Below are 13,722 nucleotides of genomic sequence, written 5' to 3' on the forward strand. Positions count from 1 at the left end.
AATGTGAGAAAACAGCCGCAACGTCAAATCAGCTTAAATGGATTAAAAGTATGGCGTCTTCAAAATGGAATTATCTCATTGATTTTCTTATTCATCATCATTGGGGTATTTGTAGCTAGTTATTATTTTCAATGGCCATATTGGATTGGAGCCATCCTCATCGGTTTGTGGATTTTACAGGTCATCTTCGGAATTTGGCTCATACCGAAAATCCGCCATCACATCTGGCGCTACGAAGTATTTGAGAACGAAATTGAAATACAGCACGGACTGATTCGTGTCACACGTGTCATTGTGCCAATGGTACGTGTTCAGCATGTGGATACATCCCAAGGGCCGCTTTTAAGGCGCTACCGGTTGGCATCTGTTCAAATTTCTACTGCTGCGACAGTGCATGATATTCCGGCGCTGGAATTAGAAGAGGCAGATGAGCTTCGCGATTACATATCTCGATTAGCAAGGGTGACGGAAGATGATGTCTGAACCAAAACGTGTACATCCAATCTCGATGTTCATTGATTTTATATCAGATGCCGTATCCATGATCAAAAACTTCATTATCCCTTTTTTCGTGCTTATTTTTGTGAACTCGAATTCAAGTATTCGTTTTTATGCGTTCATCATTCTTGGGGTGCTTCTTTTATGGAAAGCTGTTTCAACCGTTTTAGCATGGAGACGATTCACCTATCGAATGGAAGACGATGAATTTCGAGTAGAATCAGGTGTCATCACCAAAAAGAAAAAGTATATCTCGTTAGAACGAATTCAAACGGTGAATACAAGTGAAGGCATCTTCCAGCGGATTTTCGGTTTGGTTCGGGTGCAAATCGAAACGGCAGGCGGGACGGATGGACCTGAAGTGAGCCTGACGGCCATTACAAAAGCAGAAGCTGAGCAATTAAAGCAATCGATTTTCAACCGGAAGAAAAGCTTGCAACAAGAAGAAATGAATGATGAAAATTTAGATCTCCCTGATCCTCTGACAGCGCAACAGCCTGTAGAAAAAGAAATCAGTGTTTCCTACCGAATGGGTATACCAGAGCTGCTTTTGGCTGCGACCACTTCAAGCGGAATCGGCGTCATTATTTCTGGGTGTCTCGCCATTTACACACAAATAGATGAAATTTTGCCTTTGGACGGATTCCTCAAACGGTTTTCTTTTTTAAGTCATGCGAGTGTTGAGATTTATGCGATTCTCATATTTATTGCCGTATTGATTGCGTGGATTCTTAGTGTTGGGGTAACAGCCCTTCAATATGCGAATTTTAACGCAAAACGAAAAGGGAAAGACATCATCATCACAAGAGGACTCATCGAAAGGCATCAAATGACCATTCCGCTTGCGAGAATTCAAGCAGTGAAAATCAAGGAAAATATTCTGCGTGAACCATTTGGTTTTGCGACGGTCATGCTTGTCAGCGCAGGAGGTTCCATTACAGAAAAAGAGACTTCTTCTGTCTTATTTCCACTCATACGGAAGAAAAAAATCAATGAATTGTTAACGCAATTTACAGATCAATATCAGCTGGCACCAGAAAGTGAATTGAAAAAAGTGCCGAAGCGTTCACTAAAACGTTATCTGATATCTTACGGATTTGTTCCATTACTTGTAGGTATAATCCTTTCTGTACGTTTTCCACCATGGGGATATTTGGCGCTGATTCCATTACCATTTGCCTTGTTTTTTGGGTATTTAGCCTATAAACAATCAGGATATGTGATCAAAGATCAACTGATTCAATTAACGACAAGAGGTATCGGCAAGACCACCGGAATTGTTTTAAGAAAACGAATGCAAAACTATACGGTGACCCAATCTTATTTTCAAAAGAAAGGGCGAGTGGCAAGTATTCACACCTTTGTGAAGTCCTCTGCCTTGCTTGATTCCTTTGATGTGCATCACCTTGAAGAGGAAGATGCTGCACGTGTATGCGATTGGTATTCCTATGAAACGAATCAATCAACTTAAACCAAAAAATGTCGATCAGCTCCCGTTAAACGGAGTGATCGACATTTTTTATGAGCTTAATAGCGTCGTTTTTTTGAATGGAAGAATAGGGTGATCGGTGCTAGGATCATACCGCCTATCAATCCAAATAAGTGGGCCATGATGTTGATGTTCGAGTTGACGAACGTCATAATGACAGAAACGCCGAGAATCGTTAAGATGACCTGAGAATTACCACGGTCCATCATATGCGGTTTAAATAGGACAAGATAAAGATAGACGCCAAATAAACCAAATATCGCACCAGAAGCCCCGACATGTACGTACTCTAAAGGCTCCACCCAATAGGTTCCGAGATTGCCAATGAATCCAGCACCCAGATAAATCACAAGAAATCGAACCTTTCCAAGCAAATACTCAAGTGCTGGAGCGAATAGGAAGAGCGACATGGAATTGAACAGAATATGTGTCAGACTTCCGTGAAGAAAAATAGGCGTTAAAAGCCGCCACCATTCTCCTGCTGCAACACCATAATTAAAACCAACGAGATGGTCCTGCCCAAGCTGGATCATTGGAATAGGGATTGCAAATAAAAGCCATAGGCCGATTTGCAAAGCAAGGATCGCTGTTACGATTGGATACGATCTAATAAATTGTTGAAAGCTCTCCGTTCGAATAAACATAACAAACCCCTTTTGACTAGATAATGGTAAGTTTATAGTAACACGTTTATGAAGCGAACATCCAAATTAGTACGAGTATCATAGGAGGTACCTCATGATTAAAGGAATCGGTATGGATATTGTAGAGATCGGCCGGCTGTCACGAGTGCTTAGCAGGCAGCCCCGTTTACCAGAACGAATTTTGACTTTACGTGAACAGGAAGTCTTTCGCACACTAAGTGAAAAGAGACAGCTGGAGTTTCTGGCAGGACGTTTTGCGGCGAAGGAAGCATTCGCAAAAGCATACGGTACGGGAATTGGTCAGTATGTCAGCTTTCACGACATCGAGATACAAAAAGATGCGAACGGAAAACCTCTCATCAAAAGTGAGAAAACAAAAGAAGACTACGTTCATGTATCCATTACACACACAAAAGAATATGCTGCAGCACAAGTTTTAATTGAAAGGTTGTCAAGCTAGTCTGCATATTGTTTGTCCCCCCTTCATATATTGGGTAGTGCGATAAGGAAGGGCGAGTTGCTAACAGGCTTTGATGGTTCGCGGTACGCAGTTAACTCTTGAGGCGTACTGTTAAAGTCAAACAAGCGGTTTCTTCCTTTTAACACAATTAACGAAGGGGTTGAAAAGGGTGAGAAAAAGCTTTGTTTTGCTTGTAACGGGGATCCTTTTTGTACTGATTCTCTCCGCATGCGGTCAAAAATCTCAACAGGATATCGTTGGAGATTTAAACAAAAAGGCAGAGGAAATGACATCATACAAAGCCAAAGCAAAAATGACCATTGAGACAGGAAATGATCCGCAGGAATACCATGTGGAAATTTGGTACAAGAAGCCGGAGCTTTACCGTGTCTACTTAGAAAATCCGAAGAAGGATCAGAGTCAAGTCATTTTAAGAAATGGCAATGGTGTATTTGTGCTGACACCTTCATTAAACAAAAGCTTCCGCTTCCACAGCGATTGGCCGAACAACAGCAGTCAGGTGTATTTATTTGAATCACTTGTGAAAGACATTAAAAATGACAGTGCAGCTCAGTTCAAAGCAAAAGAGTCGAAGTACGTTTTTGAAACAAAAACCAACTATCAGCACAACCAAATGCTGCCGACCCAAGAGATTACCTTTCATAAAAAAACAATGGCGCCTGCTAGTGTGAAAGTACTGGATAGCGATAAAAAGCCAATGGTGAAAGTAGAATTCTCTCACTTTGAATTCAACAAATCCTTTGACAAAGACGCCTTTGATGAGAAGAAAAATATGACACTTTCTCAAATGGATGTTGCCACAAGTGCAGATCCATCTGACAGCTTTGCGGTGAAAACGCCTGTGGATATGCCAGAGGGCGTGAAGAAAATGGAAGAGAAAGAAATGACAACAGATGCCGGGAAGCGTTATGTGATGACGTATGGCGGAAAGAAATCCTTCACACTCATTCAGGAAAAAGCGCGGGTAGCAGAAGCGTCTACGCCTGTGACGATGAACGGCGAGCCAGTCGATCTTGGCATGACAGTGGGTGTTCTGACAGACAAATCTCTTTCTTGGACATCTGATGGAGTTGACTACTTGATTTCTTCAAGTGATTTATCGAAAGAAGAACTCTTAATGGTCGCCAAAAGTGTAGAAGGACAGTCAGCGAAATAGGCGAGATTCTTAACATAACAATAAATCAGCCCTGTGCAGGGGCTGATTTTCTTTGAGTTGTTTCACATTATTCTGGATTTTTAGTATCATAATGAAGTATTGAATCATTCAATAGGGAAGTGTGATGAATGGACACAAATGCCTTTTATAGAGACACATGGGCAGAAATTGATTTAACAGCAATCAAGCATAATGTTTCACATATGAAAGACCATATTGGTCAAAGCGTCCAACTAATGGCTGTTGTGAAAGCCAATGCATATGGACATGGAGATATAGAAGTGGCAAGAGCTGCCCTCGAAGCAGGAGCAGACCTGTTAGCCGTCGCTTTTTTAGATGAAGCCATTTCTTTAAGAAATAAAGGTGTAAAAGCACCTATTCTTGTGCTCGGCGCAGTACCGGCAGAGTATGTCAAAGTCGCCGTTAGATACAACGTTATCATGACTGCTTACTCGATCGATTGGCTAAGAGAAGTCGTCAAAGTGATGAAAGGGCAGATGGGACAACCCATTCGTTTCCACTTGAAAATCGACAGCGGAATGAATCGGTTAGGTGTGAAAACAATCGAGCAGGTGAGCGAAGTAAAAGAGCTTGTCCACAATCATTCTTTTTTACAGCTGGAAGGAGTATTTACTCACTTTGCCACAGCGGATGAAAAAGATGAAAACTACTTCGGTATGCAGGTTGATACGTTTAAAACATTGCTTCAACCGCTTCATACGGACAAACTGCTCGTTCATTGCGCCAACAGTGCAGCCGGTCTAAGGTTTAAAGACACTTTATTTAATATGGTTCGTTTTGGCATCAGTATGTACGGGCTGTCGCCGTCGGAAGAAATCAAAGATGAATTGCCGTTTCAACTGGAAGAAGCATTATCTCTTCATACAAAACTTGCACATGTAAAGCCCATTCAAAAGGGTGAGAGCGTGAGCTATGGTGCAACTTATACAGCGAATCAAGATACATGGATTGGTACGATTCCAATCGGGTATGCAGACGGCTGGATCAGGAAGCTTGCCGGAACAGAAGTGCTCGTTGGCGGAAAACGCCGAAAGATTGCTGGACGGGTGTGTATGGATCAATTCATGGTTGATTTGAAAAAGGACATTCCGGCAGGGGAGCCAGTCGTGCTCATCGGGACACAAGGCGAAGACAGGATATCTGTCGATGAAATAGCCAAGCGGCTTGAAACCATTAACTACGAAGTCACTTGTTCTGTTGGCTACCGCGTCCCAAGAGTCTATATAGAGGACGGCGAAAGGGTTCATGTACGAAATCCGCTGCTTCAAGGCGGTCCAAGCTTTTTATAAACAGCATCCACGGGAACGATGTTCAAACTGACATCGTTCTCTTTTATTCTACAAAGGCATCATAAACATTCTCCCTTTTTTAGAAATTTTGGAAATACCGTATGATTTTCGGAAAAAAGCGTATAATGGGAAAGAGGAACTCCATTATCATCTTGATTTACGGGTGGCGAGCCGCTTCATGTTCTAATAAGAAATCATGAAAAAACAGCTTTGCTTGTGCATTGAATAATGGTATGATTAGTCTTGGAATGGATCGAAACGGTATCCGTAAGTTTTGTGGAGGTGTATGTTTTTTGTCTGAATCCAGCGCAACAAACGAAATGAAGATTCGACTGCCGGAGGCTTTGATGTCTGAGATCGAACGAGTAGCAGAGCAGGATAAGGTAACAAGAAATGAATTGATCTACCGAGCGACAAAAACGTATATTCGTGAACGTAATATTCGACAAAATCGTGAATCGATGAGACGCGGCTACATGGAGATGGCGAAAATTAATCTGAATATCTCTTCAGAAGCACAATACGCAGAGTTTGAGGCTGAGAATACAGTTGAGCGATTAGTCAGCGGGGGTTAAACATTTGATTGTTAAACGCGGTGATGTTTACTTTGCTGATTTATCTCCTGTTGTTGGCTCCGAGCAGGGCGGGGTTCGCCCAGTATTGGTGATTCAAAATGACATTGGAAATCGCTTCAGCCCGACTGCTATCGTTGCAGCCATAACAGCCCAAATACAAAAAGCGAAATTACCGACTCACGTCGAAATTAATGCAAAGCGCTACGGCTTTGAACGAGATTCTGTCATTCTTTTGGAACAGATTCGTACGATCGATAAACAAAGATTGACAGATAAAATCACACATCTTGATGATGAGATGATGGAGAAGGTTGATGAAGCCTTACAAGTTAGTTTGGCTCTTATTGATTTTTAATATGGTGATACTTGGTTGCTCTATTGGGAGCAACTTTTTTTGTGTTCAATTTTTTTTAACGTTATAATGAAGAAAGACTAAAGAAGAGCTTTAAATGTAAGTAGGGGGTAAAACATGTCGAATCATATCGTGTTAGCTTTTGCAAGAAAGCACCAAAAGGAATTAGAAACAGAGTGGACGGACATTTTAAAACGACTCGGAGAAAAAGAAACGGACATGATGCTGAACGACAAAATGTATGAAACCATCTGTTCGGAATATGTTCAACTCATCATTACATCCCTTTCAGAAGGGGATTATGAGGATTTTGAAGAAAAAGTGCAAAATTTTGCTTTGAAAATCGTTCAAATGGGTATATCACTTAAGTTACTGGCAAACGGTCTAACGGAAATCCGTACACATTTATATGAAAAAATGAACGATGACAAAGATACAACACAAGAAAGTCATGACCTCATCTGGCAAATCGATCGATTCATCACACCCATCCATAATGAGATCTTAAACCAGTATTCCATCTCATGGGAAAAAACCGTCAGCCTTCAAAAAATTGCGCTGCAGGAACTTTCTGCCCCGCTAATCCCTGTGTTTGAGCACATCACCGTCATGCCACTTGTTGGCACAATTGATACAGATCGTGCGAAAAAAATTATGGAGAACCTGCTTAATGGTGTCGTCAAACATCGCTCACAGGTCGTCCTGATTGATATCACGGGTGTACCTGTCGTAGACACAATGGTGGCACATCATATTATTCAAGCGTCAGAGGCTGTGAGATTAGTAGGAGCGAAGTGTTTACTTGTCGGTATTCGCCCAGAAATAGCCCAAACGATCGTTAACCTTGGAATTGATTTATCTCAGGTTACAACAAAGAATACCCTTCAAAAAGGAATTCAAACTGCTTTGGAAATGACAAATCGAAAAATTGTTTCATTGGAGGGATAACCAATTGAGAAATCACCCGAAGATTCCAATCTTAAAATTATATAATTGTCTTCTGATTTCAATACAGTGGGAGCTTGATGATCAAACGGCTCTTCACTTTCAAGAAGACTTACTGAATAAAATTCATGAAACAGGAGCAAACGGTGTGGTCATTGACTTAACATCCGTCGATATGATTGATTCATTTATCGCAAAGGTATTAGGCGATGTGATCACCATGTCCAAGCTCATGGGGGCAAAAGTTGTATTAACAGGAATACAGCCGGCAGTCGCTGTGACGCTTATTGAACTTGGCATTTCACTGGAAGAAATTCAGACAGCACTAGATCTTGAACAAGGGCTTGAGACACTGAAGCGGGAATTGGGGGAATAGATATGAAAGACCAATCCTGTGTAAAAATATTGACGGAATGGGACATAGTCGCAGCAAGACAATTGGGGCGGAATGTTGCAAAAGAACTTGGTTTTGGAACAGTTGACCAAGCAAGAATTACGACGGCCATTTCAGAATTAGCACGTAACATCTATTTATACGCTGGTAAAGGTCAGATTTGTATAGAAGAAGTGATGGAGCGCGGAAAGCGTGGACTCAAAGTCATCGCAGCCGATGAGGGGCCTGGCATCATGGATATACGTAAAGTAATGGAAGACGGATTTTCTACATCAGGCGGACTCGGAGCAGGCTTGCCGGGCGTCAGAAGACTGATGGATGAATTTAAATTAGATTCCGCACCAGAACAAGGAACTGAGATACAAGCTGTCAAGTGGCTTCGCTAGGAGGGAAACCATGGATTTTAAGGAGGTAATGGAGCAGCGGTATCATCAGCTGCTCAGTCGTTATATCAGTGATTTAACTGAAACATCGCTTTATCAAGCTCAAAAATTTAGCCGAAAAACCATTGAGCATCAAATACCTCCTGAAGAAATAGTGAGTGTTCACCGAAAAGTGATTCAGGAGCTTTACCCTGATTTGCCGGAAGATGTCTTTCATTCACTAGACTTCTTAATTGAAGTCATGATTGGATACGGACTTGCCTACCAGGAGCATTTAACACTAAGAGGCATCCAGCAAGAAATTAAGTCGGAAATTGAAATTGCTGCAAATGTTCAGCAAACCCTTCTGGAAACGAAAATTCCAGAAGGTGACACATTTGATATCGGAGCCATCAGTGTGCCGGCAAAACAGATGAGCGGAGATTATTACCATTTTGTGACTGATCACGATACGATTAATATTGCGATCGCAGATGTCATTGGAAAGGGAATCCCGGCTGCGCTTTGTATGTCGATGATTAAATATGCGATGGATTCCTTGCCAGAGTCAGGGAGCGGCCCAACTAAAGTGCTAAAGACCCTTAATCGTGTTGTCGAGCAAAACGTAGACCCAAGTATGTTTATCACCATGCTTTATGGCAGCTATAATAAAGAAACACATGAATTTAAATATGCATCGGCTGGTCATGAGCCGGGCTTTTTCTATTGCAAAAAAGAGAATCAATTTTACGATTTAGATGCAAAGGGTCTTGTGCTTGGAATTGCACCAGATTTTGATTATAAGCAGTATGAGAAGCATTTGGACGTAGGGGATATGGTGATCTTATTCTCTGATGGTGTCACAGAATCCAAATCGGAGGATGGTTTCTTAGAGCGCGAAGATATCAAAGCGCTCATAGCAGAGCATCTTTCCTATTCAGCTCAGGAAATGGTGGATTCCATCTATGACAGCTTACTCAAGCTGCAAGAATTTCAGCTGCATGATGATTTTACGTTACTTGTCCTCAAAAGGAAGGTTTAGAAAGTGCATAGACGGGTATATAAAATTCAAGGAAACAAGAATTTCGAGGTGAATGCATAATGAATATGTCTGTAAAAGAGCATCAAATAGATCAAAAAACAAAAATTAGTGTTAGTGGAGAAATCGATGTGTACTCTGCTCCTCAGCTAAGAGAAACACTCATGCCTAAAGCCGAGGCGGGCGAGCATCTAGAGATCTGTTTGAAGGATGTTACGTATATGGATAGTACAGGATTAGGTGTATTTGTTGGGTTGTTTAAAGCAGCTCAAAAAGCAGGTGGAACACTAAAGCTTGAGAACTTGTCAGAGCGGCTTGTAAGGTTGTTTGAAATTACTGGATTAAAGGACATCATTGACATTTCTGCAAAGTCAGAGGGTGGGGTACAATGAACGAATCAGTAGATCTAATCGAGATGAAAATACCGGCGAAACCAGAATACGTAGGCATCATTCGTCTGACTCTTTCAGGCGTTGCAAGCCGGATGGGCTATGCCTACGAAGAGATTGAGGACTTGAAAATTGCCGTCAGTGAGGCATGTACAAATGCAGTTCAGCATGCCTATAAAGGTGCAGATGGCGAAGATGGAGAGGTAGCGGTTCGCTTTCTTGTCTATGAAGATCGTCTAGAAATCATTGTCGCTGATAAAGGCGGTAGCTTTGACTTTAAGCAAAAGCAGGAAGACCTAGGGCCGTACACATCTGCTCATACGGTGGATCAATTGGCAGAAGGAGGTCTTGGTTTATACTTAATGCAAACATTGATGGATGAAGTCGAGGTGCAAGCAAACTCCGGAGTTACCGTGGCGATGACAAAGTTTTTAAACAGGGAGCGAGTTGACCATGACACAACCATCCAAAACTATGAAACTAACTAAAGATGAAGTGGATCGCCTCATTCAAAGCTATCAATCCAACCAAGACGAGCAGGCGCAGCTAACACTAGTTGAGTGTTATACAAATCTTGTGGATATGCTCGCGAAGAAATACTCCAAAGGAAAAAGCTTTCATGAGGATTTAAGACAAGTTGGAATGATTGGTCTACTCGGCGCAATTAAGCGTTATGATCCACTTGTCGGTAAGTCATTTGAGGCATTTGCCATTCCAACCATTATCGGGGAAATCAAACGCTTTTTACGTGATAAAACATGGAGTGTCCATGTACCAAGACGAATTAAAGAGCTTGGACCAAGAATTAAGATGGCAGTTGATCACCTGACAACGGAAACGCAAAAGTCACCTAAAGTACAAGAAATCGCAGAATATCTAGATGTAACAGAAGAAGAAGTTCTTGAAACAATGGAGATGGGCAAAAGCTATCAAGCGCTGTCTGTTGACCAAGGCGTAGAGGCAGATTCTGAAGGAAGCACTGTGACGATTTTAGACGTCGTCGGCTCACAAGAAGAAGGGTACGAACGTGTAAACCAAAAAATGATGCTTGAAAGTGTGCTTCACGTTCTGACAGATAGAGAAAAAGAAATTATCAATCTCACGTATTTGCAAAATAAAAGCCAGAAAGAAACAGGCGATTTACTCGGCATATCTCAAATGCATGTATCAAGGCTGCAGCGGAAGGCAGTTAAAAAGCTACGAGATGCATTGTCAGAAGATGCGTCTATGGAGCTAGGGTAATGAAGCAGATCGAACAGCATGAGCATGTAAACGCCATTATCTATCAATCGAACAAAGAAGGAAAATCATGCTGCGGGGACAGTTTTTTTATTAAAGCAGATGATGAAGAACTAATTTGTGCTGTAGCAGACGGATTAGGCAGCGGCCAGTTCGCCAATGAATCATCTTCTTTAGTCAGCGAAATTGTCGAAGAATATGGACATGAGGATGTAATAACCCTCATTGATAGATGCAATCAGGCCATGAAAAATAAACGCGGGGCCACTGTAGCCATATTAAAGGTGAATTTTTCCCAGCAGCAGTTTACCTATTGTTCGGTTGGCAATATTCGATTTATCTTGAATGCACCTTCTGGCGACTATATTTATCCACTTCCGACATCAGGATATCTATCAGGTAAACCTAGAAAATACAAAACATACACCTATTCCTACGAAAAAGGTTCGACATTCATTATGTATTCAGACGGGCTGAATGTGCCAAACATGCGAATGTGTTTAAAGCATAGCCATTCAGTTGCAGACATCGCAAAAGAACTTGAAACATACACACAAGACAAGAAAGACGATCTCACCTATGTACTTGGTCAGCTTACATGAAATAGCTGACCTTTTTTCTGTTTTGCCAGTTTTTTTGATACACTAAAAGAGAAGACACAGTGAGAGGATGCAAAGTATGAAGACATCTGACTTTTTATTGAAACAAATTGCGACAGAATTAAAGCTTTCAACAAAACAAATTGGAAGTGTGATCCAGCTATTAGAGGATGGCAACACCGTCCCGTTTATTGCACGCTACCGGAAAGAGCAGACAGGCTCACTAGACGAGGTGCAAATTCAAACCATTTCTGAACGCTATACATATATCCAAAATGTGACGAATCGAAAAGAAGAAGTGATTCGCTTAATCGCTGAACAAGACAAATTAACAGATGAATTAAAACAGAAGATCGAACAGGCGCATAAGCTACAAGAGGTCGAAGATTTATATCGACCATTTAAACAAAAACGAAAAACGAAGGCAAATGTAGCCAAAGCAAAAGGACTTGAGCCGCTGGCGGAGTATTTACTGCAGTTGCCAAACGATGAGATCGAAAAGAAAGCATCGGCTTTTATCAATGAAGAAAAAGAAGTCACAACCGCAGAAGAAGCACTAGAGGGCGCCCAGCACATCATTGCTGAACAGCTTGCGTATGATCCTGATATGCGGAAATGGATTCGCAGTGAGACGTACCAAAAGGGAAGTCTTGTCACATCAGGAAAAGACGTTGAGAACGACGAGAAAAACGTCTATGAAATGTATTACGACTATCAAGAGCCGATTAAAAAAATTGTGCCTCATCGTGTACTCGCGGTCAACCGAGGCGAGAAAGAAGGGATTGTGAAAGCAGCAATCGAACCACCTGCTGAAAATATTCGTTTCTACCTCGATAAACAAGTCTTAAAAGGCAAGCAAACGACGGCGAGGCCTTACATTGAAGCGGCCATTGATGATGCATACAAGCGCTTGATTCAGCCTTCAATTGAACGGGAAATACGAAAAGAGCTGACAGAAAAAGCAGAGGAACAAGCCATTCATATTTTCGCTGAAAACTTAAGAAAGCTCCTTCTTCAACCGCCGATGAAAGGGAAACGTGTACTTGGGGTGGACCCTGCGTTTCGTACAGGCTGTAAATTAGCCGTCGTGGATGATACAGGAAAAGTCCATCATATTGGCGTCATTTATCCGCACCCGCCTGTGCAGAAAAAAGCGGAAGCCAAACAAAAAGTGAAAGAAATCATTCAATCATCCAACATTGAAGTCATTGCGATCGGAAACGGAACAGCCTCAAGAGAGACCGAACAATTCATCGCAGACTTGATCCAAGAGCTGGACCAGCCAGTTTCATATTTGATCGTGAATGAAGCAGGGGCAAGTGTATACTCTGCATCTGCACTGGCAAGAGAAGAGTTTCCAGACTTGCAAGTCGAAGAACGAAGCGCTATATCCATTGCTCGAAGATTACAAGATCCATTAGCAGAGCTCGTGAAAATAGATCCGAAGTCTGTCGGAGTAGGCCAATACCAACATGACGTGAGCCAAAAGCAATTAAACAGCTCGTTAACCTTCGTGGTGGAGACGGTCGTCAACCAAGTCGGTGTGAACGTTAATACAGCTTCACAGGCACTGCTGCAATATGTGTCAGGTCTTTCAAAAGCCGTCGCAGGGAACATCGTCAAGCGCCGCGAAGAGATTGGCAGATTCACAAGCAGAAAAGAGCTGAAGGATATCCCAAGGCTTGGTGCAAAGACTTATGAGCAGTGTATCGGCTTCCTGCGCATCACAGATGGACAAGATCCACTTGATCGCACGGGTATTCACCCTGAAAGCTATAAAGAAACAAAACAGTTCTTACGCATGATCAACATGACGCCAGACGATCTTGGAACAGAACAGTTAAAAGAGAAAATGGCTGAGGTCAAGTTAGACGAAGCCGCACAGCAGCTTGACATTGGTCCAATTACACTCCAGGATATCATTGATCAGCTCACAAGACCTGAGCGTGATCCGCGCGATGAAGTACCAAAACCTCTTTTGAAAACAGATGTGTTGAAATTGGAGGACTTGAAGCAAGGGATGGAGCTACAAGGAACGGTGAGAAACGTCGTAGACTTCGGCGCATTCGTTGATATTGGCGTAAAACAGGATGGACTTGTCCACATTTCCAAGCTAAGCAATCGCTTTGTGAAACATCCGCTCGACGTTGTATCAGTCGGTGATATTGTGACCGTTTGGGTAGACTCCGTTGACCAGGCAAAAGGTCGGGTGGCTCTTTCGATGCTAAAACCAGAGTAAACAAAAAACGA

The 13,722-nt window shown here is 42.1% G+C and carries 17 protein-coding genes; 16 read left to right on the top strand and 1 reads right to left on the bottom strand.

The annotated features are described in order from the left end of the window. Positions 1-3: 3 nt before the first annotated feature. The gene (locus MKY11_RS02600) at positions 4-483 is read left to right on the top strand and encodes a PH domain-containing protein (protein WP_008346922.1); all 480 of its coding nucleotides are present in this window, start codon (positions 4-6) and stop codon (positions 481-483) included. Then, on the top strand, positions 473-1,969 hold the full coding sequence (locus MKY11_RS02605) for a PH domain-containing protein (RefSeq protein ID WP_342501810.1): 1,497 nt from the start codon (positions 473-475) through the stop codon (positions 1,967-1,969). Before MKY11_RS02600 ends, MKY11_RS02605 begins: the two co-directional genes overlap by 11 nt. Positions 1,970-2,025: 56 nt before the next feature. Here MKY11_RS02605 and MKY11_RS02610 read toward each other — a convergent pair whose 3' ends face one another. Continuing rightward, positions 2,026-2,631 (bottom strand): rhomboid family intramembrane serine protease, encoded by a 606-nt coding sequence (locus MKY11_RS02610; RefSeq protein WP_007496491.1) that lies wholly within the window; start codon positions 2,629-2,631, stop codon positions 2,026-2,028. A 94-nt stretch (positions 2,632-2,725) separates the two neighbouring features. Between MKY11_RS02610 and acpS the strand changes: the two genes are divergently transcribed. The 14 genes from acpS to MKY11_RS02680 all read left to right on the top strand — a co-directional run bounded on the left by acpS (position 2,726) and on the right by MKY11_RS02680 (position 13,711). Continuing rightward, positions 2,726-3,091 carry a holo-ACP synthase gene (acpS, locus tag MKY11_RS02615; protein WP_017366663.1) on the top strand — a complete coding sequence of 122 codons (366 nt, stop codon included), beginning with the start codon at positions 2,726-2,728 and terminating at the stop codon, positions 3,089-3,091. Between the two features lie 160 nt (positions 3,092-3,251). After that, positions 3,252-4,268: an outer membrane lipoprotein-sorting protein gene (locus MKY11_RS02620; protein ID WP_007496489.1), complete on the top strand. Its 1,017-nt coding sequence runs from the start codon at positions 3,252-3,254 to the stop codon at positions 4,266-4,268. A gap of 128 nt (positions 4,269-4,396) precedes the next feature. Beyond that, entirely contained in the window at positions 4,397-5,578 is a 1,182-nt protein-coding gene (gene alr / locus MKY11_RS02625) for an alanine racemase (RefSeq protein ID WP_274661040.1), read from the top strand. A 293-nt stretch (positions 5,579-5,871) separates the two neighbouring features. Further along, positions 5,872-6,153 (top strand): hypothetical protein, encoded by a 282-nt coding sequence (locus tag MKY11_RS02630; RefSeq protein WP_003214273.1) that lies wholly within the window; start codon positions 5,872-5,874, stop codon positions 6,151-6,153. A gap of 4 nt (positions 6,154-6,157) precedes the next feature. Further along, the gene (gene ndoA / locus MKY11_RS02635; protein WP_003214169.1) at positions 6,158-6,508 is read left to right on the top strand and encodes a type II toxin-antitoxin system endoribonuclease NdoA; all 351 of its coding nucleotides are present in this window, start codon (positions 6,158-6,160) and stop codon (positions 6,506-6,508) included. 114 nt (positions 6,509-6,622) lie between these two features. Continuing rightward, complete coding sequence (locus MKY11_RS02640; RefSeq protein WP_342501811.1) at positions 6,623-7,453, top strand: RsbT co-antagonist protein RsbRA; 831 nt, start codon at positions 6,623-6,625, stop codon at positions 7,451-7,453. 4 nt (positions 7,454-7,457) lie between these two features. Then, a complete protein-coding gene (gene rsbS, locus MKY11_RS02645; protein WP_003214235.1) occupies positions 7,458-7,826 on the top strand; it encodes an RsbT antagonist protein RsbS in 369 nt (122 codons plus the stop codon). Positions 7,827-7,828: 2 nt separating this feature from the next. Then, complete coding sequence (locus tag MKY11_RS02650; protein WP_003214085.1) at positions 7,829-8,230, top strand: anti-sigma regulatory factor; 402 nt, start codon at positions 7,829-7,831, stop codon at positions 8,228-8,230. A gap of 10 nt (positions 8,231-8,240) precedes the next feature. Further along, a complete protein-coding gene (locus tag MKY11_RS02655) occupies positions 8,241-9,248 on the top strand; it encodes a PP2C family protein-serine/threonine phosphatase (RefSeq protein ID WP_342501812.1) in 1,008 nt (335 codons plus the stop codon). A gap of 59 nt (positions 9,249-9,307) precedes the next feature. Continuing rightward, positions 9,308-9,637 carry an anti-sigma factor antagonist gene (locus MKY11_RS02660; RefSeq protein ID WP_017358393.1) on the top strand — a complete coding sequence of 110 codons (330 nt, stop codon included), beginning with the start codon at positions 9,308-9,310 and terminating at the stop codon, positions 9,635-9,637. Next, on the top strand, positions 9,634-10,122 hold the full coding sequence (gene rsbW / locus MKY11_RS02665) for an anti-sigma B factor RsbW (protein WP_007496471.1): 489 nt from the start codon (positions 9,634-9,636) through the stop codon (positions 10,120-10,122). Before MKY11_RS02660 ends, rsbW begins: the two co-directional genes overlap by 4 nt. Beyond that, positions 10,088-10,876: an RNA polymerase sigma factor SigB gene (gene sigB / locus MKY11_RS02670; RefSeq protein ID WP_012009000.1), complete on the top strand. Its 789-nt coding sequence runs from the start codon at positions 10,088-10,090 to the stop codon at positions 10,874-10,876. Before rsbW ends, sigB begins: the two co-directional genes overlap by 35 nt. Beyond that, a complete protein-coding gene (locus MKY11_RS02675; RefSeq protein WP_024719202.1) occupies positions 10,876-11,475 on the top strand; it encodes a PP2C family serine/threonine-protein phosphatase in 600 nt (199 codons plus the stop codon). The genes sigB and MKY11_RS02675 overlap by 1 nt, the downstream gene beginning before the upstream one ends. Positions 11,476-11,551: 76 nt before the next feature. Continuing rightward, positions 11,552-13,711, top strand: coding sequence for a Tex family protein (locus MKY11_RS02680; RefSeq protein ID WP_342501814.1), 2,160 nt, complete (start codon positions 11,552-11,554; stop codon positions 13,709-13,711). Positions 13,712-13,722 lie beyond the last annotated feature (11 nt).

The organism is Bacillus sp. FSL W7-1085, from assembly GCF_038595035.1.
In the GTDB taxonomy this organism is placed as follows: Bacteria; Bacillota; Bacilli; order Bacillales; family Bacillaceae; genus Bacillus; species Bacillus altitudinis.